20 protein-coding genes are annotated in these 18,714 nt (G+C 66.4%); 5 read left to right on the top strand and 15 right to left on the bottom strand.

Annotated elements, in window-relative coordinates:
* Nucleotides 1-3 precede the first annotated feature (3 nt).
* The 3 genes from ACIQTU_RS00090 to ACIQTU_RS00100 form a co-directional block, all read right to left on the bottom strand.
* Nucleotides 4-465, bottom strand: a complete 462-nt coding sequence (locus tag ACIQTU_RS00090) for a cysteine hydrolase family protein (RefSeq protein WP_400540517.1) — start codon at nucleotides 463-465, stop codon at nucleotides 4-6.
* Between the two features lie 8 nt (nucleotides 466-473).
* On the bottom strand, nucleotides 474-656 hold the full coding sequence (locus ACIQTU_RS00095) for a DUF3606 domain-containing protein (RefSeq protein ID WP_087120133.1): 183 nt from the start codon (nucleotides 654-656) through the stop codon (nucleotides 474-476).
* An 86-nt stretch (nucleotides 657-742) separates the two neighbouring features.
* Nucleotides 743-2,011 carry an MFS transporter gene (locus ACIQTU_RS00100; protein ID WP_400540520.1) on the bottom strand — a complete coding sequence of 423 codons (1,269 nt, stop codon included), beginning with the start codon at nucleotides 2,009-2,011 and terminating at the stop codon, nucleotides 743-745.
* A gap of 19 nt (nucleotides 2,012-2,030) precedes the next feature.
* Between ACIQTU_RS00100 and ACIQTU_RS00105 the strand changes: the two genes are divergently transcribed.
* Entirely contained in the window at nucleotides 2,031-2,930 is a 900-nt protein-coding gene (locus ACIQTU_RS00105; RefSeq protein ID WP_400540523.1) for a LysR substrate-binding domain-containing protein, read from the top strand.
* Here the strand turns inward: ACIQTU_RS00105 and ligD are convergent.
* Nucleotides 2,927-5,461 carry a DNA ligase D gene (gene ligD / locus ACIQTU_RS00110; RefSeq protein WP_400540526.1) on the bottom strand — a complete coding sequence of 845 codons (2,535 nt, stop codon included), beginning with the start codon at nucleotides 5,459-5,461 and terminating at the stop codon, nucleotides 2,927-2,929. The genes ACIQTU_RS00105 and ligD overlap by 4 nt on opposite strands.
* Nucleotides 5,462-5,754: 293 nt before the next feature.
* Between ligD and ACIQTU_RS00115 the strand changes: the two genes are divergently transcribed.
* The 4 genes from ACIQTU_RS00115 (at nucleotide 5,755) to ACIQTU_RS00130 (ending at nucleotide 8,908) form a co-directional block, all read left to right on the top strand.
* The gene (locus ACIQTU_RS00115) at nucleotides 5,755-6,108 is read left to right on the top strand and encodes a UrcA family protein (protein WP_400540528.1); all 354 of its coding nucleotides are present in this window, start codon (nucleotides 5,755-5,757) and stop codon (nucleotides 6,106-6,108) included.
* A gap of 158 nt (nucleotides 6,109-6,266) precedes the next feature.
* On the top strand, nucleotides 6,267-6,620 hold the full coding sequence (locus ACIQTU_RS00120) for a UrcA family protein (protein WP_400540531.1): 354 nt from the start codon (nucleotides 6,267-6,269) through the stop codon (nucleotides 6,618-6,620).
* A gap of 154 nt (nucleotides 6,621-6,774) precedes the next feature.
* Nucleotides 6,775-7,998 (top strand): NAD-dependent epimerase/dehydratase family protein, encoded by a 1,224-nt coding sequence (locus ACIQTU_RS00125; RefSeq protein ID WP_400540534.1) that lies wholly within the window; start codon nucleotides 6,775-6,777, stop codon nucleotides 7,996-7,998.
* 10 nt (nucleotides 7,999-8,008) lie between these two features.
* A complete protein-coding gene (locus ACIQTU_RS00130; RefSeq protein WP_400540537.1) occupies nucleotides 8,009-8,908 on the top strand; it encodes an NAD-dependent epimerase/dehydratase family protein in 900 nt (299 codons plus the stop codon).
* A gap of 52 nt (nucleotides 8,909-8,960) precedes the next feature.
* On the opposite strand, the gene ACIQTU_RS00135 is transcribed toward ACIQTU_RS00130, so the two are convergent.
* The 11 genes from ACIQTU_RS00135 to infC form a co-directional block, all read right to left on the bottom strand.
* Nucleotides 8,961-9,581, bottom strand: a complete 621-nt coding sequence (locus ACIQTU_RS00135) for an EipA family protein (protein WP_400540540.1) — start codon at nucleotides 9,579-9,581, stop codon at nucleotides 8,961-8,963.
* A gap of 244 nt (nucleotides 9,582-9,825) precedes the next feature.
* Nucleotides 9,826-10,377 carry a TIGR00645 family protein gene (locus ACIQTU_RS00140; protein WP_400540543.1) on the bottom strand — a complete coding sequence of 184 codons (552 nt, stop codon included), beginning with the start codon at nucleotides 10,375-10,377 and terminating at the stop codon, nucleotides 9,826-9,828.
* 5 nt (nucleotides 10,378-10,382) lie between these two features.
* The gene (gene pheT, locus ACIQTU_RS00145; RefSeq protein ID WP_400540546.1) at nucleotides 10,383-12,806 is read right to left on the bottom strand and encodes a phenylalanine--tRNA ligase subunit beta; all 2,424 of its coding nucleotides are present in this window, start codon (nucleotides 12,804-12,806) and stop codon (nucleotides 10,383-10,385) included.
* The gene (locus ACIQTU_RS00150) at nucleotides 12,803-13,201 is read right to left on the bottom strand and encodes a hypothetical protein (protein WP_400540549.1); all 399 of its coding nucleotides are present in this window, start codon (nucleotides 13,199-13,201) and stop codon (nucleotides 12,803-12,805) included. Before ACIQTU_RS00150 ends, pheT begins: the two co-directional genes overlap by 4 nt.
* Nucleotides 13,202-13,215: 14 nt before the next feature.
* Nucleotides 13,216-13,629: a hypothetical protein gene (locus ACIQTU_RS00155; RefSeq protein ID WP_400540552.1), complete on the bottom strand. Its 414-nt coding sequence runs from the start codon at nucleotides 13,627-13,629 to the stop codon at nucleotides 13,216-13,218.
* Nucleotides 13,630-13,646: 17 nt separating this feature from the next.
* Nucleotides 13,647-14,723: a phenylalanine--tRNA ligase subunit alpha gene (pheS, locus tag ACIQTU_RS00160; RefSeq protein WP_400540555.1), complete on the bottom strand. Its 1,077-nt coding sequence runs from the start codon at nucleotides 14,721-14,723 to the stop codon at nucleotides 13,647-13,649.
* A gap of 58 nt (nucleotides 14,724-14,781) precedes the next feature.
* Nucleotides 14,782-14,985 carry a dodecin family protein gene (locus ACIQTU_RS00165; protein ID WP_400540558.1) on the bottom strand — a complete coding sequence of 68 codons (204 nt, stop codon included), beginning with the start codon at nucleotides 14,983-14,985 and terminating at the stop codon, nucleotides 14,782-14,784.
* Nucleotides 14,986-15,168: 183 nt separating this feature from the next.
* Complete coding sequence (gene rplT / locus ACIQTU_RS00170; RefSeq protein ID WP_105562776.1) at nucleotides 15,169-15,525, bottom strand: 50S ribosomal protein L20; 357 nt, start codon at nucleotides 15,523-15,525, stop codon at nucleotides 15,169-15,171.
* A gap of 111 nt (nucleotides 15,526-15,636) precedes the next feature.
* Nucleotides 15,637-15,834 (bottom strand): 50S ribosomal protein L35, encoded by a 198-nt coding sequence (gene rpmI / locus ACIQTU_RS00175; protein ID WP_003166435.1) that lies wholly within the window; start codon nucleotides 15,832-15,834, stop codon nucleotides 15,637-15,639.
* A gap of 156 nt (nucleotides 15,835-15,990) precedes the next feature.
* Nucleotides 15,991-17,961: an alpha/beta fold hydrolase gene (locus ACIQTU_RS00180; protein WP_400540567.1), complete on the bottom strand. Its 1,971-nt coding sequence runs from the start codon at nucleotides 17,959-17,961 to the stop codon at nucleotides 15,991-15,993.
* 142 nt (nucleotides 17,962-18,103) lie between these two features.
* Nucleotides 18,104-18,625 carry a translation initiation factor IF-3 gene (gene infC, locus ACIQTU_RS00185; protein WP_400540570.1) on the bottom strand — a complete coding sequence of 174 codons (522 nt, stop codon included), beginning with the start codon at nucleotides 18,623-18,625 and terminating at the stop codon, nucleotides 18,104-18,106.
* Nucleotides 18,626-18,714 lie beyond the last annotated feature (89 nt).

An 18,714-nucleotide genomic window follows, 5' to 3' on the forward strand; every position in this document is an offset into this window, starting at 1 on the left:
CCCCTAAAGGTCCCGGCTGCTGATCACATGCTTGAAATGGTGCCGCCACAGCCGCGCACCCAGCTCGCCGGAGCGATCCAGCGACGAGCCGACGGTGAGGTCAGCGATCAGGGTCGGCGTCAGCCCCGCGTCGAACAGGGCGAAACCGGCGGCCAGGACGCAGGTGTCGGTCTGGATGCCGCAGACCAGCACCCGCTCCGGGTTCAGCGCCTTCAGGTGGGCGACGGTCTCTCGCGTCGGGGCGTAGCCATGTTTCACGTGAACCACGTCGGCCTCGACGAGACTGTCGTCATCGGGGGCGGGGGTCCATCCGAGCTGGCGCGCGAAGGGGGTGGCGGCCTCGTTGTGGCGCTCGACCGTGGCGACCGAGGGCATGGTCCCGATCAGGCGCTTGATCCCGGCGACCAGCCAGCCGGGCGGATTGAAGCTGGGCTGAACGTCGATGATCAGAAGTGCCTGGCGCATGACCGTGGTCAGCGCTTCTTGCCCAGTTCGGCGGCGATGTCCTTGGTCATGCGGCCGACCTTGCGGTGGGCGGCGGTGATCTGGTCCTTGGTCACGCCCCAGCGCTTCATCCAGTATTCGACGGCCTGACGCTCGGACAGGTCCAGCCGGTCCTTGTCGATGAAGCCGCGCTTGTCCTTGAGGCCCGCCATGGGAATGTCCTTGATCCGCAAAGACCAAGCCTAGCACCAAAGCGGCGAAACGGCCCCTCCTTCGGGCGAAGAAGGGGCCGACTTTTCTAGCAGCCGGCGGAGGCTGCGGCCGCCGTCATGCGGGTCTCGCGCCGGACGAGCAACAGGACCAGGATCAGACCCGAGCCCGCCATGGCCGCTCCGGCCAACGCCACGGCCGGATAGCCGAGGTTGAGGCCGATCACCGCTCCCCCCAGGGCCGCCCCGATGGCGTTGCCCAGGTTGAAAGCGCCGATATTCATGGCCGAGGCCAGATTGGGCGCGTCGGCGGCGGCGGTCATCACCCGCATCTGCAGCGGGGGCACCAGGGCGAAGCTGGCCACGCCCCAGAGGAAGATGACCACGGCGGCGGGCGCCTGCCACGGCATGACGACGGCGAACAGGACCAGCAGGGCGGCGAGCGCGCCGAGCGTGACGATCAGGGTGCGGTCCACCGAACGGTCGGCGAAGCGCCCGCCCAGCCAGTTGCCGACCGTCAGGCCGACGCCATAGACGACCAGCATGGCGGTGACGAAGGCGCTGGAGGCCAGGGTCTGTTCCTTCAGGATCGGGGCGATGTAGGTGAAGACAGTGAACATGGCGCTGGAGCCGATGACGGTCAGGGCCAGGGCGGCCAGGACCGGACCGCGTTTCAACACCGCCAGTTCGGCCTTCATCGCGCCGTCGTCGCTCGCCGCCTCGACCGGACCGAGCGGCAGGGTCAGACGCAGGGCGATCATGGCCAGGGCGCCGAGGCCCGCAATGCCCCACAAGGAGGCGCGCCAGCCCAGGGTCTCGCCGGCCCAGGCGGCCAGGGGCACGCCGGTGATGTTGGCGATGGTCAGACCCATGAACATGGCCGCCACCGCGCCCGCCCGCCTGTTCGGCGCCACCACGCTGGCCGCGACGATGGAGCCGACGCCGAAGAAGGCCCCGTGGTTGAACGAGGTCACGACCCGCGCCGCCATCAGGCTCCAGTATTCAGGCGCGATGGCCGACAGCAGGTTGCCCAGGGTGAAGATGCCCATCAGGCCGATCAGCAGGGTGCGGCGGGGCACGCGGCCGGTGGTCAGGGTCATCAGCGGCGCCCCGATCAGGACGCCGAAGGCATAGGCGCTGACCAGCAGGCCCGCCGCCGGGATGGAGACGCCGAGATCGCCAGCGATGACGGGCAACATGCCCATGGGGGCGAACTCGGTCACGCCGATGCCGAAGGCGCCGACCGCGAGCGCCAGAAGAGGAGGGTTGAGCTTCATGGGAGAGAAGGCCTGTCTTGTTTCGAGCGAACAGGTGGCGCAGGCGAAGCGCAGGGAGTAGGGCTGGATCAGGTCAAACATCTTTGCGCTGGAGACACGAATGGCCGGAATCACGGTCAATCGCGCGGGCGAACTGGCGGTGTTCGAGGCGGCGGCGCGTACGGGCAGCTTCTCGGGCGCGGCGCGGGAACTGAACCTGACGCCCTCGGCGGTCAGCCGCACTGTGGCGCGGACCGAGGCGCGGCTGGGCGTGCGGCTGGTGATCCGCACCACGCGCAGCCTGACTCTGACGGCGGAAGGCGAGGCCTATCTGCAGGCGGCGCGACGCATCCTGACCGATCTGGACGACGCCGAGCAGGCCATCGCCGACCAGGGCGCGCCGCGCGGGCGGCTGAGGGTCAGCGTGTCCCAGTCGCACGGGCGGCTGCACGTCGTGCCCCTGCTGGGCGACTTCACCGCGCGCTATCCGCACATTCTGGTCGACATCAATCTGACCGATGCGGTGGTCGACATCGCCGCAGGACAGGCGGACGTGGGCGTGCGCTCGGGCCCGCTGGACGACAGCGGTCTGACGGCGCGCAAGATCAGTCAGACGCGGCGCGTCATCGTCGCTTCGCCCGACTATCTGGCGCGCCGGGGAACGCCCGTGGTTCCTGAAGACCTGCACGCTCACAACTGCCTGAATTTCAACTTTCGCCGGGCCGAGCCGGTCTGGCCCTTCGTGCGCGATGGGCAGGAATTCCGCCTGACGGTGCAGGGCGGCATCGAGGCCAACAACGGCGAAACCTTGGGCCAGCTGGCGGCCGACGGGGTGGGGATCACCCGGGTCGGGGCCTTCAGCGTGGCCGACGCCATCGCCGCCAGGCGGCTGGTTCCCCTGCTGGAGGATTTCAATCCCGGCGACGTGGAGAACACCCACGCCGTCTTCGTCGGCGGCGCCAACACCCCGGCGCGGGTGCGGGTCTTCGTCGATTTTCTGGTCGAGCGTCTGAGGGCCTAGCCCAGCTTGCGGATCGCCGGTTTGAGCGACGCCGTCGAGGCGCGAAACTCCGCCCACGGATCGGGCGTCCGCAGCAGGTCATCGGCGGTCAGCAAGTTAAAGGCCCTGGGGTCCAGACCCGGTTGCACCTGGTCCCAGGACAGGGGGCGGGCGATCCCGGCGCCGGGCCGGGCGCGCGGCGACCATGGGGCGACGGCGGTGGCGGCACGGCCGTTGCGCAGATAGTCGAGGAAGATCCTCCCGCCTCGCGCCTTCTTGGCCAGGGTGGTGGTGAAGCGCTCGGGATGGTCGGCCTTCATCGCCTCCGACACCCCCTTGGCGAAGGCCTTGGCCTGATCCCAGTCGATGCGGCTTCGGGCGTCAGCCTTGATGGGAACCACGACGTGCAGCCCCTTGCCGCCGGTGGTCTTGACGAAGGGAGTCAGGCCCAGCGCCTCGATCCGAGGTTTGAGCAACATGGCGGCGGCGACCACCTCGTCGAAGTCGAGGCCCTCGTCGGGGTCGAGGTCGAAGGTGATCTGATCCGGGGCCTCGGGGTCGCCCGGCTTGCAACCCCATGGATGCAGCTCCAGCCCCCCCGACTGGCCGATAGCGATCAGGCCGCTGAGGTCGGCGACCGCGACATAGGGACGACCTTCGCCCACATCGACCGCCCGCAAGCCCGGATGGCGGCCCGCCATGATGTGGCGCTGGAAGAAACGCTGCCCCTCGATGCCGTCCGGCGCGCGGATGATGGAGACGGGGCGGTCGAGGATGTGGGGCAGAAGGCGTTCCGCCACGGCCTCGTAGTAGCGGATCAGGTCGGCCTTGCTGACGGCGGCGTGGTCGCCCCTCGCGGGCCACAGGATCTTGTCGGGATGAGAGATGCTCACACCCGCGACGACCAGCTTTCCGGCCTTGGCCACGGGCGAGGCCGGCTGCGGCGGGGCGGTCACGTCGGCGGGCGCCTTGTCCTCGCGCAGACCCTTGAAGGCGGCCTGGCGCAGGATGCCCGCATCAGAATAGCCAGCGTGTTCGATCTCGGCGACCAGAACAGGCGCCACCCAGTGCAGTTGGTCGTCCGCCTCGGGCTCGGCGATGAAGGGCGAGCGGTCGATGGCGGCGGCCTTCAGCGCCGGCAGAAGGGTCCGGGTCAGGGCTGCCGAATAGCCCGTGCCGACCCGGCCAAGGTAGCGCAGCCCGTCCTTCGCCTGGACCCCAACCAGCAGGGAGCGGAAACGGGTTCCGCCTTCGGACGACCAACCGCCGATCACCACCTCGTCGCGGCCTCGGCACTTGGACTTGACCCAGGCGGCGGATCGTCCGGCGCGATAGGGAGAGTCGAGCTTCTTGGAGATGACGCCCTCCAGTCCCATGCGACAGGCGCTTTCCAGAACCGCCGCGCCCTTGGCGGCGAAGTGATCAGCGTAGCGCAGACGCGCGGCGCGCCCCTTGGCGACCCGGTCGCACCAGGCCTGAAGCCGCGCCTTGCGGTGCGACAACGGCAGGGCGCGCAGGTCCTCCGCCCCGTCGAACAGCAGGTCAAAGACGAAATAGACCAGTCCCCTGATCTCGTTGTCAGAGATGGCGGTCTGCAGGGCCGAGAAGTCCGGCAGGGCGTCCTTGTCCAAAGCGCACAACTCCCCATCGACCACCGCGTCGGGCCAATGGGCGGCGTCCGCGGCCAGTTCGGGAAAGCGCTCGGTCCAGTCCAGACCCTTGCGGGTGCGCAAGGTCGCTCGACCGCCGCCGGTCGCGACCTGAATTCGATAGCCGTCGAACTTGATCTCGTGGACCCAGCCCGACATCGAGGGCGGGCGCTCGGCGACTTGGCACTGCTGGATCGGCACGAAGGCGTGGGGTTTGGAAAGCGCCTTAGGCACAGTCTGCAGCGGCGGGGGCGGCGCCTTGCGGGCGGCAGGTTTGGACGACGTCCATTCGGCCTCCCCCTCAGCGATCGCGGCCATGCTGCGTCCGCTGACCACAGAGGCGTCAATCTCGGCCAGGGCGTCGCCTTCGCCGTCGACGGCGTAGGCGTCCTTCTCCTTGGCCAGCAACCAGTTGGTTCTCTTCGAGGGTTTGCCGCGATCCGACTTCAGCCGGATCAGGGCCCAGCCGCCCTTCAGCCGTTCGCCGTCGAGGGTCAGTTTGACCACGCCCTTTCTGAAGGCCGCGTCCAGATCCTTATCCTGGGGCATCCACTCGCCGACGTCCCACAACTGCACCGTGCCTGCGCCATAGTTTCCCGCCGGAATGGTCCCCTCGAAGCCGCCGTAGTCGAGCGGATGGTCCTCGACCTCGACCGCCAGCCGCTTGACGTGGGGGTCGCGCGAGGGGGCTTTCGTGACGGCCCAGGACTTCAGCACCCCATCGTGCTCGATGCGAAAGTCGTAGTGCAGACGGCTCGCGGCGTGACGCTGGATCAGATAGCGCAAGCCGGTCTGACGGGCCTTGGCCTTGCGACCCTTCGGCTCCGGCGTGACGCCGAAATTCCGCTTGGCCTGATAGGTGCTCAGTTCGCCGCGCGCCGTCATGACCTGTGAACGCGTCACTCCGGCGAAAGCTTCACCCGGCGCCGGAAATCACCTCAAGCCAGCACAGGTGAGACAAAACACACAAAATTACACGATTACTGAGACGTAAATCCGTCACTTCTTATCATGACAAATTGTTTCGTAAAAAAATCAGAATGAACTTGAACAATTTTGTGTAATGAATATGCATGAATTCTTCATTTTTGTCGCGACGATAGCCGGAACATTCAACTAACATCAATCTCCATTAGGTCGCCGCTCACTTCACGCGCGCTGGGCGCGCGGTGATGCAAGCGATCAGGAGAGACATCATGAAGACCTTGGTCACAGGCGCCGCCCTACTGCTCGCGATCACCCTTCCCGTCAGCGTTCTGGCGCAGGCGACGCGCCCGCCGTCGGACACCGACATCGTCGCCGTCACCTATGCCGATCTCGATCTCGACCAACCGGCTGGATCAAGGCTGCTGAACAACCGTCTCAGATCGGCGGCGCAACGCGTGTGCGGCGACACCAATCTGGTCTCGACGGCGCAAAGAGCCCGCCACTGGTGTGTCCGCGACGCCATGGCGCACGGCTGGGATCAGGTCGCCGCCAACCGCGCGATGCAGTCCGCCGAGGGCCAAACCATCGTGATCGCCGCCCTGAGAGCGCGACCACGACCATAGGTCGACCGAGGCTCCATAGAGGCTTGGCTGATTGTGGTGACGGAACAAGCCATTTCATCGAGAACAAACGACCGCAACGGCGTGTTGTCAGACATCAGTCGGTCGCTGGTCTTTGAGGAAGGACAAGCTCAGCGGAAGGGCGATCAGGAGATCGCAAGATGCAAACGACGATCATCGGCGTAGCCCTACTGCTCGCCATCGCCACGCCAACCGGCGCCCAAACACAAGCACAAGCCACGCAGCCCGTAGAAGGCGCGGAAGTCATCATGGTTTCCTATGCTGACCTCGATCTGAACCAGCCGACGGATTCACGGACTCTGGACCACCGTCTCAAGGCGGCGGCCCGACGTACTTGCGACACAGCCAATCTGCCGATGGACCACTATCTAGTCCGCCACTGGTGCATCAAGGACGCCGTGGCGGACGGCTGGTCTCAGGTCTCCGCACACCGCACGGACAAATACGCCGCAAGCCGCACGGTGACCCTGGCGGCGCTGAGACCACGCCGTTAGCCTCGAGCCGTTATCCTATAGACAAGGGCGCTTGCTCCGAGCCGGACGGAGCGGGCGCCCCATTGTCGCATGGCGCCCCGCCTCGCCGCCGCTTTCGCCCGCCCGCTCCATCGGCTAGGCAAGAGGGAGTGATAGACGACACAGGGTTCGACCAATGCGGGTGATCATTCTCGGCGGCGACGGCTTCTGCGGCTGGCCCACGGCCCTGCACCTGTCGGCGCGGGGCTGGGAGGTGCTGATCGTCGACAACCTCAGCCGCCGCAACATCGACAATGAGCTGGAGGTCCAGTCCCTGACCCCCATCCGCACCATGGGCGAGCGCATCGCGGCATGGCGCGAAGTCAGCGGCCGCACCATCGACTTCGTCAACCTGACCGTGGGCCAGGAATTCGACCGCCTGGTCGCCCTGATCAAGGACTGGGCGCCCGACAGCGTCGTCCACTTCGCCGAGCAGCGCGCCGCCCCCTATTCGATGAAGTCGGCGCGGCACAAGCTCTACACCGTCGACAACAACATCAACGCCACCCACCACCTGCTCGCCGCCATCGTCGAGAGCGGCCGGGACGTCCACCTGGCCCACCTGGGAACCATGGGGGTCTATGGCTACACCACCGCCGGCCTGCGCATCCCCGAGGGCTATCTGAAGGTCACGGTGGACACCGACCTCGGCCCGACCGAGCAGGAGATCCTGTTCCCGCCCAATCCGGGCAGCATCTATCACATGACCAAGACGCAGGACGCCCTGCTCTTCCAGTTCTACACGCGCAACGACGGCCTGCGGATCACCGACCTGCACCAAGGCATCGTCTGGGGCGCCCAGACCGAGGAGACCCGTCAGGACGAACGCCTGATCAACCGCTTCGACTATGACGGCGACTACGGCACGGTGTTGAACCGCTTCCTGATGCAGGCGGCGGTCGGCTATCCGCTGACGGTGCACGGCTCGGGCGGTCAGACGCGGGCCTTCATCCACATCCAGGACACGGTGCGCTGCGTCGAGCTGGCGCTGAAGAACCCGCCGAAATCGGGCGACCGGGTCAAGATCCTCAACCAGATGACCGAGAGCCGCCGCGTCCGCGATCTGGCGCAGATGGTGGCCGACATGACCGGCGCCGAGATCCACAACGTCCCGAATCCCCGTCAGGAGGCCGATGAGAACGAACTGGTCGTCGCCAACGACCAGTTCCGCGACCTCGGCCTGAAGCCCATCACCCTGGCCGAAGGGCTGATGGCCGATGTGACCGACATCGCCCGCCGCTACGCTGACCGGGCCGATCGCGCCAAGATCCCTTGCGTCTCCAGTTGGAACGGCAAGCGCGCCCAAGCGCTGCATTCCCAAGGCGCGGACGCTCCGCCCGTCGTCGCCAAAACCGCCTGACCGGACCGCCATGACCCAGCCTGCCCCCGCCGCCCCGTCCCTGCTGGTCTTCGGCGGCGGCTATCTGGGGCTTGAGGCGGCGCGCGAGGCGATCCGCAGGGGCGGCCGCGCCCTGGCCACCTCGCGCGATGCGACGCGGCGCGCCGAACTGACAGACGCCGGCGTCGTCGCCGTCGATCCCGCCGACGCCGAGGCCCTGCAGACCGCCGTGGCCGAGGCCTCGGCCATCCTGATCACCGCCGCGCCGGACGCCGCCGGCTGCCCCGGCCTGAAGGCCCTGGTCCCAGCTCTGACGGCCTCGCACGCCTATCCCGACTGGATCGGCTACGTCTCCTCGACCGCCGTCTATGGCGACCGGGCGGGCGGCTGGGCCTTCGAGGACGATGAACTGAACGCCGCCAGTCTGGAGGGGGCGCGGCGGGTGCGGGCCGAGCAGGACTGGCTGGACGCCGGGCGCGGCATGGGGCTGACGGTGCAGATCTTCCGCCTTCCCGCCATCTATGGACCCGACCGTTCGCCGCTGGATCGTCTGCGCGACGGGACCGCGCGGCTGGTGAAGAAGCCCGGTCAGGTGTTCAACCGCATTCATGTCGAGGACGCCGTGGCCGGCTTCTTCGCTTCGATGGCCCGCCCGCATCCGGGCCGCGCCTACACCCTGGCCGACGATGAACCGGCCCCGGCCGACCTGGTGATGGCGGGCGCAGCGAAACGTCTCGGCCTGCCCCTGCCGCCCGAGGTATCGCTGGACGATCCGTCGGTCTCGGACGCCATGCGGCGCTTCTACAACGACTCCAAGCGCCTCTCGAACGCCCGCGCCAAGGCCGAACTGGGCTGGCGGCCGAAATATCCGACCTGGCGCGAAGGGCTTGAGAGCAGCCTCGCGGCAGCCTCGCCGCCAACTGGCCTCTGAAGGCGCTCAAGCACCGAGCGACCGCGTCGCGAGCGGTAGCGCCCCTTATTCCCTAGAATGGAAGAATGTTCCGCTGACGGCTGTAGCTCATGGTGCCGACATTGGCGCCCAGGCGCAGGCCGACTCCGGTGCGGATCGGGGCCAGAACAATGCCGTCGGCACGCTGATAATTCACGCCCAGACCGGCGACCAGATAGGCCGAGCCCTCGACGCCAGGGTAGCGGCGATAGAGCATGTCAGGGTGATAGAGACCGTAGACCAGGGTGAAGACCCGACTGGCGTTGCCGCCCACGTCCCAACCGATCGAGATGCCCTGCCAGAAGACTTCCTGCGAGGCCGACAGGTCCTTCATGTGCAGGGCGCCGCGCCCATAGCGCACGCCCACGGCGGCAGCCCCGGCGGCTTCCTCGCCGGCGATATAGGCCGTCGGGCGGTCGCCCTGTTCGGCGAAGATGCGCTCGATGGCCGAGCCCATGGCTTCGGCGGCGATGCCCATTTCGCGCGAGCCGGCAGCGACCAGTTCCTCAAAGGTGTAGGCTTGGGCCGTCTGGTCGGAAGCAATCGGGTAGTTGGGGTCGACCGGCTGGCGCGTGGCGCAGGCGCCAAGGCCCATGGGCAGGGCGCCGGCGGCGGCGAGACCGAGGCTGGAACGGATCAGTTGGCGGCGATGCATGGTCGAGGCTCCTGACAGAGGACGGTCCGCCCGTCGTCGCGGGCTTGGCCTACCGTTCGTGTCTTTTGCGGCAGCCTTGGGGCTTTAAGGTTAACCGAACCTTGCTTGACCGTATTCGACGCCGTCCAAGCCGATCAAGCCTTTGTCAGCAGCCACCCGAACGACCCAGAAGGCCCCAACATCACGGGCCTCAAGTAGCGCGAAGCGCGATAGGCCCCTAAAAAGAAAACACTAGGGCGGAGCCCTAGTGTTTGTCGGTCTTGGCCGCGACCCAATCCATGACCGCGAGCAGCACGCCCGAGACCACGAAAGTCAGGTGGATGATCACCGCCCACATCAGCCCCGCCTGATCCAGCGGATAGCCCGGCTTGCCGATGTTCATGAAGCTCTTGAGCAGATAGATGGCCGAGATCGCCACGATGGAGGCGATCAGCTTCATCTTCAGGCCCGAAAAGTCGACCGAGCCCATCCACGGCGGGCGGTCCACATGGTTCTCGTCCAGATCCAGCTTGGACACGAAATTCTCGTAGCCGGAATAGAGGACGATCAGCAGCAAATTGCCCGCCAACGACAGGTCCACCAGGCTAAGGATGGCCAGAATGGCGCCGTCGGACCCCATATGGCCCTCGCCGATGATGAAGGCCTGCGGCACATAGTAGATCAGCTCGCGAACGAAGACGGCCAGCAGCATGACCAGAGCCGCGACCAGCCCCAGGTAGAAGGGGGCCATCAACCAGCGAGCGCGGAACAGGTTGCGCTCGAAGGCGGTCTCGGCCCAAGGCTTCTTCTCGGCCATCGGCGTCAGCTCCGCAGGACCGCGCCGGCCTTGGCGGCGGCGGCGACGACCTTGGCGGTCAGGGCTTCGATCTCGGCCTCGGTCAGGGTGGCGGCGCGCGGCTGGATCTCGACCTCGATCGCGACCGACTTCTGCCCTTCCGGCACGCCCTGGCCGCGATAGACGTCGAAGACGCGGACCTCGGCGATCAGGGCCTTGTCGGCGCCGATGACGGCGCGGATCAGGTCGCCCACCGACTTGGCCTCATCCATCAGGAAGGCGAAGTCGCGCGACAGCGGCATCAGGTTCGGCAGGTCCGCCGCGCCCCGGGCCTTGCCGCCTTTTCCACGCGGCTCCGGCACGGCGTCGAGGATGATCTCGAAGGCCAGCATGGGGCCGTCGGCGTCCAGGGCCTTGAGCACGCGCGGGTGCAGTTCGCCGAACTCGACGATGACGTTCTTGGGCCCCAGTTGCAGGCGAGCCGAACGACCCGGATGCCACCAGCTCTGGTTAGAGCCCTGCGCCAGCTGCAGCGAGGCGACCGGCGCGCCGATCTCTTCCAGCAGGGCGAACAGGTCGGCCTTGAGGTCGAACAGGGCGTCCTCGCCCGTCCCGCCCCAGTGACGGTCGGGGTGGGGCGCGACCAGGCCCGCGATGGCCGTGCGCTGTCCGTTCGGCTGATCGTTCAGATAGACCGGACCGACCTCGAACAGGGCCGCGTCGGCATGGCCACGCGCGGCGTTGCGCGCCGCCGCCTGGATCAGGTTGGGCAGGATCGACGGCCGCATGCAGTCGAGGTCGGCCGCAATGGGGTTCTCCAGCACCAGGCGCTCATCGCCGCCGCCGAACAGGACGGCGGTGGACTGCTTGGTGAAGGACCAGGTCACGGCCTCGGCGTAGCCCAGGCTGGCCAGGGCGCGACGAGCGACGCGGACGCGCGCCTGACGCGGGCTGAGGACGCCGCGCGCATGGCGGGCGACTTCGGGCAGGGGCGTGTTGGGCAGAGAGCGGAAGCCCTCGATGCGCGCGACTTCCTCGACCAGATCGGCGCGGCCTTCGACGTCGCGACGCCACGACGGCGGGGTCACGGTCCAGGGTTCGGCCTGATCGGCGCCGCCGGCGGTGACCAGGAAGCCGAGCTGACCCAGGATGGTGCCGATCCGGTCGTCGGACAACTCCATGCCGGTCAGGCGCTTCACATAGGCCGGGTCGAAGGCGAAAGGCGCCGGGCTGGCGGGCGGCTCGCCGACGAAGACGATCTCGGACGGCTCGCCGCCGCACAGGTCGAGAATCAGGCGCGTGGCCAGCTCCAGACCCGGCGTGACCGAAACGGGATCGACGCCGCGCGCGAAGCGGTACTGGGCGTCGGAATGGATGCCCAGGGTGCGGCCCGTCTGGGCGATGACGATGGGCTCGAACCAGGCGCTTTCCAGGAAGACGTCGGTGGTGGCCTCGTCGCAGCCGGTGCTTTCGCCGCCCATGACGCCGCCCAAACCAATGGGGCGTTCGCCCGCAGCGTCGGCGATGACGCAGTCGGCGGGCGAAGCCGTGTAGGTCTTGCCGTCCAGCGCGATCAGATGCTCGTGCTCGCCCGTTTCGGCCGAGGTCAGGCCGCCACGGACGACGATCTCGCTCCCCGACAGCTTGGCCATGTCATAGACATGCAGCGGGCGGGCGCGGTCATAGGCGATCAGGTTGGTGACATCGACCAGACGGTTGATCGGGCGCAGGCCGATGGCGGTCAGGCGTTTCTGCAGCCAGGCCGGCGACGGACCGTTCTTCACGCCGCGGATGACGCGGCCGGCGAAGACCGGGCACATCCCGGGGGCGTCCAGCCGCACCGAGATCGGCGAGGGGAAGGCGCCGCGCACCACGGCGATGTCGAAATGCTTCAGCTTGCCAGCGCTGGCCGCGGCCAGGTCGCGGGCGATGCCGGCGACGCCCAGCCAGTCGGGGCGGTTCGGCGTGACCTCGAAGTCGATGACCGGCTCGGCGCCGAACAGGCCAGCGACCGGAGCCCCGACAGGGATTTCCGGCGGCAGCTCCTGAATGCCGTCGCTCTCGTCGGCCAGTTCAAGCTCCGAGGCCGAGCACAGCATGCCGTGCGAAACCACGCCGCGCACCGGCTTTTCGACCAGGGTCACGCCCAGGCCGGGCACATAGGCGCCGATGGGGGCGTAGATGGTGGTCAGGCCCGGGCGCGCGTTCGGCGCGCCGCAGACGATCTCCTTCAGGCCGTCGACGGTCTCGACCTGGCAGACCTGCAGGCGGTCGGCGTCAGGGTGACGGGCCGTCGAGATGATCTTGGCCACGGTGAAGGGCGCCAGGACGGCGACGGGGTCGTGGACGTCCTCAACCTCCAGCCCGGCCATGGTCATGGCCTCGGCGATCTGGTGGACGTCAGCCTCGGTCTCGAGGTGATCCTTGAGCCAGGAAAGCGTGAACTTCATTGGGCGGTCCCGTCGAGCGCGGCGATCATGTCGTCCTGGAAACGCTCGGTTCCGGTGAACCCGACGCCAACAAAATCGCAGTTGATAAACCGACAATTCCTCAAGGGTATGGGACCTGTGACGCTCTGCGGGCTGCGCGGTCTGAGCACGAGCGTCTGGGGGTCTCCTCCCGTATCGCCAAGGTTGCAGCCATCAAAGTCGCAACCGTCCAGAGGCAACAGCACGGCAGGGCCTTCAATGATGCAGCGGGTAAAGGTCCGGTTCTCAATGATCAGGGATCCGGCGCGTGTCGTCTCCAGGAAGAGTTGCGGCAGCCAGACGTGAAGATTCCGGTACTCGGGACCAGGGCCGAGGGGCGTCAAGGTAATTGGATCGGAGGTCGAGGTATCGCTCATGTCAGGCTCTTCGATCAGGCCGCGCCATTGGCGGCGCGCGCCCGGAGCATGTCGTCTTCAAGTTGTTGCAGCAGGTCGTCGGTGCCGGTGAAGCCCACTTGGACGAAGCGGCATCGCACGAAACGGCAATTGGTCATGCCGATGGCCCCAGCCACCGTACTGTCGAGCGGCTTCAACAGGAGAGTCCGCGGGTTTTCCGCCACACCCAGATTGCAGCTGTCGAAGAAGGTGCCGCCCATGACGCCGATGACGGCGGGGCCTTCAATCAGGCACTCGGTGAACGTCTTGCCATCGATGATGGTCTGCCCGGCGTTCATGTGGTGTACGGCCAGCGAGGGCAGCCAGACGGCCTCCTTTTCGAAGGTCGTGCGGGCCACCAGTTCGCGGCCGAACTTTTCGTCAGCGGACATCGGGGTCTGGTCGGTCATGTCAAAACTCTCGAAATTTAGCTGAGGCCCGACGCCGGGTTCGGCGCGGCGAAGGCGGAGAAGCCGTAGTGCGCCAGCCAGCGCGTGTCGGCCTCGAACATGGGGCGCAGATCGGAGACGCCGTATTTCAGCATGGCCAGGCGGTCGACGCCCATGCCGAAGGCGAAGCCCTGATACTCATCGGGGTCGATGCCGCAGTTGCGCAGCACGTTCGGGTGAACCATGCCGCAGCCCAGGATCTCCAGCCAGTCTTCGCCTTCGTTCAGGGTCAGCTTGCCGCCCGAGCGGTCGCAGCGGATGTCCATTTCGGCCGAGGGCTCGGTGAAGGGGAAGTGATGCGGACGGAAGCGGGCGTTGACGTCGTCCAGCTCGAAGAAGCGGGCGATGAAGGTCTCCAGCGTCGTCTTCAGATGCCCCATGTGGATGTCGCGGTCGATCACCAGACCTTCGATCTGGTGGAACATCGGCGTGTGGGTGGCGTCGGAATCCTTACGGAAGGTGCGGCCCGGCGCGATGATGCGGATCGGCGGCTTCTGGCTCATCATGGTCCGCACCTGCACCGGGCTGGTGTGGGTGCGCAGCACCTTGCGCTCGCCCGTTTCCGGGTCGGGCTTGAGGAAGAAGGTGTCGTGCATTTCCCGCGCCGGGTGCTTGGGCGGGAAGTTCAGAGCGGTGAAGTTGTGGAAGTCGTCCTCGATGTCCGGCCCCTCGGCCACGGCGAAGCCCATCTCGGCGAACAGGGCGATCATCTCGTCCATGACCTGCATGGTCGGGTGCACCCCGCCCTTGCGGCGCGGACGGCTGGGCAGAGTCAGGTCGACCCGCTCGGCCAGCAGGCGGGCGTCCAGTTCGGCGGCCTCAAGCTCGGCCTTCTTGGCGGCGATGGCGGCGCTAACGCGGTCACGCAGGCCGTTGATCATCGGCCCCTGCTCGCGGCGTTCGTCGGGGCTGAGCGCGCCCATCCCCTTCAACAGGGCCGAGACGGTCCCTGTCTTGCCAAGGGCGGCGACGCGCACCTCTTCAATCGCAGCGACGCTTGGCGCCGCCCCGATGGCGTTGATCAGGTCGAGTTCTAGCTGGGCGAGATCGGTCATGGTCCGCAGCGTCTAGCCCGACATGGCCGTCACGCAAAGCCTTCAGCGTCGATCAGGCTTAGTCCGCGAGGACGAAAGTGACCTTCATGTTGACCCGGTACTCGGCGATCTGGCCGTCGCGGACCACGATCTTCTGATCCTGGATCCAGGCGCCCTCGACATGACGCAGGGTCTTGTCGGCGCGGGCGATGCCCTGGGCGACGGCGTCGTCGAAGCTGACGGTGGATGACGCGGTGATCTCGGTGACGCGAGCGACGGACATGGGCGAAGCCTCCTCAACCACCGGATCGCCATTCGACCCGGCTGTCGACCCCAACGCCCGATCCGCCGAAAAGTCAGGCTTGGCCATGAAAAACGCCCGCCCCGGAACCGGGACGGGCGTTTTTGTCTTTTTGCGCTAGCGCTCAGCCCGCGGGGCTGAACTGCTCGAGCGCAGTCGCGAGACTTAGGCGGCCAGAGCGGCGCGGACCTTCTCGGCGATGGCCTTGAAGCTCGCTTCGTCGGCGGCGATCGTCGACAGGACCTTACGGTCCAGCACGATGCCGGCCTTGTCCAGGCCGTGGATGAACTGCGAGTAGGTGAAGCCTTCCAGACGGGCGGCTGCGTTGATGCGCTGGATCCACAGGGCGCGGAACGAACGCTTCTTGTTGCGACGGTCGCGGTAGGCGTACTGGCCGGCGCGGTCGACAGCGGCCTTGGCCGTACGGATCGTATTCTTGCGGCGGCCGTAGAAGCCCTTGGCCTGCTTCAGAACCTTCTTGTGCTTGGCGTGGGACGTAACGCCCCGTTTGACGCGTGCCATTTTGTTTTTCCCTTCGGGAAGCCTCTAACGTTCGCCGCGCGGCGGCTCACTGCTTCAGAGGCTTAAGTTCAAATTCAGTGTGACAGGATGATCAGGTATGCAGCGCGCCGATCAGGCGTACGGCATGTAGGACTTGATCTTCTTGGCGTCGGCGTCGGCCATGACCGAAGTGCCGCGGTTTTGGCGGATGTACTTCGAGTTGTGGCTGATCAGACGGTGACGCTTGCCGGCGACGCCAGCTTTCACCTTGCCCGTGGCCGTGAATTTGAAGCGCTTCTTGGCGCCAGACTTCGTCTTCAGTTTCGGCATTTTCACTCTCTCTATTTTAGTGGGCTACCGCTCTTCGAGCCACATGAGCCCGGAGTGCGGAGCTGAAACGAACGGCCCAGGCATGCCTGTTAGCCCGGCTGTTCGGTACGCGAAGGCGCGGCTTGTACGCCGAACCCCGTCGCGAGGCAAGCGGAGTCACGGCTCCGTCCGCTTCGGGTCGACCGGATTGTTGGCTTCCAGGAAGCGCACTGTTTCACGAAGCATGGCCTGGCGCGTGTCGGTACGCGACAACCAGTGATCCTCGCCAGGCAGTTCGACCATCTCGACCGGCTTGCCGGCGCGCCTCAGGGCCGCAGCCATGAGACGGCTCTGCTCAATGGGAACGACGGTGTCGTCCTCGCCGTGGATCAACAACAGGGGGCTGTCCGCCTTGTCCGCCAGCAAGGTCGGGGACAGCGCGTCCAGCGCCCGGTCGTTGAACCGCGCCGCGCCCATGAAACGGTTCCAATAGCGAACGGTCTGATTGTTCCGCTCGCCCTGTCGCCATGCCTCCCGATCGACCATTCGGCGCAGGTCGGAGACCCCGTTGACGGAGACCCCGCAGCGATAGACCTGTCTGTCGAGCGTCAGCCCAGCCATGGCCGCATAGCCGCCGTAGCTGGCGCCGACAATGCAAACCCGGTCAGCGTCGATGGCGCCTTCGGCGGCCAGCCAACGGATGCCGTCCGACAGATCCGTCTGCATCTTGCGCCCCCATTCGCCATAGCCGGCCTCAAGGAAGGCCCGGCCGTATCCGGTCGATCCCCGGAAATTGGCTTGCAGCACCGCGTAGCCGCGCGAGGCCAGCGCCTGAGCCCACCAGTCGAACCCGGCGACGTCCCGCGACGCCGGTCCGCCGTGAGCCAGAACCACCAGAGGCAGTTTCAAGGGCGTCACCACGCCTGGCGGCAAGGTCAGGTAGCCGTCAATCTCAAGCCCGTCCGCCGCCGCATAGCGGATCGGGCGCACGACGCCGACCTGCTCGGTCGGTATCTTCGGATAGGCGACGCCCACCACATCGGCGACGCCGGCGTCGAAGTCGACAAGGCGATAGAGGCCGGATTCTCCGCTGTCGATAAAGACAAGGATCTGCTTGAGGCTGTCGCTCCATGACACAAGGCTCGGCCTCTTGCCCGGGAAGGCGCGCTCGACAGAGCTCCACCGCCGCGCCGCCGTGGGGTCGCTGAATTCATAGCGGACACCGTCTTCCTCCGTACGTCCTCCCCCGATCAGCAGTTGGCTTTCCGGGTGGCGAACCAGGAAGTCGGGGTGGTGCCCGAACGGCAGGCGGGTCCATTCGCCTGTGTCTACATTGACTTCGAACAGCAGAATGCCGGTGTCTGAATCGACGTCGCCGGAGATCAGGTCTGGCCGATCCGCACTGACGATGATCGTGCGCGGAGTTCGGCCCATGCCGATGATCCTGGGCGTATCGACAAGGGCGTCCACCGTCCAGGTTTCGCGAAAACCTCGCCCGGACGGCAGATGCAGGGACCACCGCCCGCTGCGCTCGAGATAGCGGGAAAAGGCGATCACCTCCCCTTCGCCATCCAGCACATAGTCATCCGTGTCCCGATCCATGGACTCGACCGACCGGCCCCGACCGGTCTCCAGATTGATCCTGTGCAGGTTGATCTGGCCGTTGATGACGTTGACGCCGCGCGTGAAGACCGCATGACCTTGCGCTGTCTTGCGCACGGAGGCGCCGCCATAGAGCGTCGCCAGCACGTCCGGCGTCTGCCTGAGAACATGGACGAGGCTTTTCGTCTCCAGATCGAGGATCATGCCGTAGAACAATTCCGTCCGGGAGACGCCAAGGTCGTGAATGCTTTGCGTCTCGGACGTGACGATCAGGACCCGCCCCTCGCCGATCCAGCTGAGGTCGCGCACCTTGGCCTCACCGACCGAAGCCGCGAAAAGGTGTTGGCGCGTAGCGATCCGGGTGACGACAAGCGCCCGGGCATCATTGACGACTTCGATCCGCGCAATCAGCTCTCCGCTGGGCGACAACGTCATGTGGTCGATGGCCGGAGAGGCGCCATAGGCCGCCAGTGGAGGCGTTTCCGCCCTGACCGCCCCCGTAAACATGCCTGCGACCATGGCGACCACAAACGTGATCGTCGCCATCCGTGAACCAATCATTCTGTGCGCCCCAAACCGCCACGTTTGAGTATCGCTGGTATCCGACCTGTGCCTCATGCGCCAGTTGAGACAAGAAAAAAGCCCCGACCTTTCGGACGGGGCTTTAGCTAGTCAGGATGTGTCGTGATCAGCGCGGGGCCAGGATCATGATCATCTGGCGGCCTTCCATACGCGGGGCGTATTCAACCTTGGCGACTTCGTCGAAGTCGGCCTGGACTTTGTTGAGCAGTTTCATGCCCAGTTCCGGGTGCGCCATTTCGCGACCGCGGAAGCGCAGGGTCACCTTGACCTTGTCGCCGTCCTCGAAGAAGCGGTGCATCGACTTGGCCTTGACCTCGTAGTCATGGCTGTCGATGTTCGGGCGGAGCTTGATTTCCTTGAGCTCGACGACCTTCTGACGCTTGCGCGCCTCGGCCTTCTTCTTCTGCTCCTGGAAACGATGCTTGCCGTAGTCCAGGATCTTGCAGACCGGCGTCTCGGCGTTGCCGACGATCTGGACCAGATCCAGACCGGCTTCCTCGGCCGCCTCCAGGGCCGACGACAGCGGCATGACGCCCTGTTTTTCGCCGTTCTGGTCGATCAGCAGCACGCGCGTGGCGCGGATTTCCTGGTTGATAGGCGGCCCGTCCTTGACGGGCGGCGCTTGCATGGGACGGCGAATGGGCGTCGTTTCCTTATGTGGTCAGAAGACAGGCGATTAATCTCGCAGGGATCAGCGCGCGACAGAGCGGCGCGTTC

Origin of the sequence: Brevundimonas sp. NPDC090276, assembly GCF_044772165.1 — a bacterium.
Classification (GTDB): Bacteria; Pseudomonadota; Alphaproteobacteria; order Caulobacterales; family Caulobacteraceae; genus Brevundimonas.

Excerpts from the sequence above, each read along its gene's own strand:
- ACIQTU_RS00090 (WP_400540517.1), bottom strand. The coding sequence starts at position 465 with ATGCGCCAGGCACTTCTGATCATCGACGTTCAGCCCAGCTTCAATCCG.
- ACIQTU_RS00095 (WP_087120133.1), bottom strand. The coding sequence starts at position 656 with ATGGCGGGCCTCAAGGACAAGCGCGGCTTCATCGACAAGGACCGGCTG.
- ACIQTU_RS00100 (WP_400540520.1), bottom strand. The coding sequence starts at position 2,011 with ATGTTTGACCTGATCCAGCCCTACTCCCTGCGCTTCGCCTGCGCCACC.
- ACIQTU_RS00105 (WP_400540523.1), top strand. The coding sequence starts at position 2,031 with ATGGCCGGAATCACGGTCAATCGCGCGGGCGAACTGGCGGTGTTCGAG.
- ACIQTU_RS00115 (WP_400540528.1), top strand. The coding sequence starts at position 5,755 with ATGAAGACCTTGGTCACAGGCGCCGCCCTACTGCTCGCGATCACCCTT.
- ACIQTU_RS00120 (WP_400540531.1), top strand. The coding sequence starts at position 6,267 with ATGCAAACGACGATCATCGGCGTAGCCCTACTGCTCGCCATCGCCACG.
- ACIQTU_RS00125 (WP_400540534.1), top strand. The coding sequence starts at position 6,775 with ATGCGGGTGATCATTCTCGGCGGCGACGGCTTCTGCGGCTGGCCCACG.
- ACIQTU_RS00130 (WP_400540537.1), top strand. The coding sequence starts at position 8,009 with ATGACCCAGCCTGCCCCCGCCGCCCCGTCCCTGCTGGTCTTCGGCGGC.
- ACIQTU_RS00135 (WP_400540540.1), bottom strand. The coding sequence starts at position 9,581 with ATGCATCGCCGCCAACTGATCCGTTCCAGCCTCGGTCTCGCCGCCGCC.
- ACIQTU_RS00140 (WP_400540543.1), bottom strand. The coding sequence starts at position 10,377 with ATGGCCGAGAAGAAGCCTTGGGCCGAGACCGCCTTCGAGCGCAACCTG.
- pheT (WP_400540546.1), bottom strand. The coding sequence starts at position 12,806 with ATGAAGTTCACGCTTTCCTGGCTCAAGGATCACCTCGAGACCGAGGCT.
- ACIQTU_RS00150 (WP_400540549.1), bottom strand. The coding sequence starts at position 13,201 with ATGAGCGATACCTCGACCTCCGATCCAATTACCTTGACGCCCCTCGGC.
- ACIQTU_RS00155 (WP_400540552.1), bottom strand. The coding sequence starts at position 13,629 with ATGACCGACCAGACCCCGATGTCCGCTGACGAAAAGTTCGGCCGCGAA.
- pheS (WP_400540555.1), bottom strand. The coding sequence starts at position 14,723 with ATGACCGATCTCGCCCAGCTAGAACTCGACCTGATCAACGCCATCGGG.
- ACIQTU_RS00165 (WP_400540558.1), bottom strand. The coding sequence starts at position 14,985 with ATGTCCGTCGCTCGCGTCACCGAGATCACCGCGTCATCCACCGTCAGC.
- rplT (WP_105562776.1), bottom strand. The coding sequence starts at position 15,525 with ATGGCACGCGTCAAACGGGGCGTTACGTCCCACGCCAAGCACAAGAAG.
- rpmI (WP_003166435.1), bottom strand. The coding sequence starts at position 15,834 with ATGCCGAAACTGAAGACGAAGTCTGGCGCCAAGAAGCGCTTCAAATTC.
- ACIQTU_RS00180 (WP_400540567.1), bottom strand. The coding sequence starts at position 17,961 with ATGGCGACGATCACGTTTGTGGTCGCCATGGTCGCAGGCATGTTTACG.
- infC (WP_400540570.1), bottom strand. The coding sequence starts at position 18,625 with ATGCAAGCGCCGCCCGTCAAGGACGGGCCGCCTATCAACCAGGAAATC.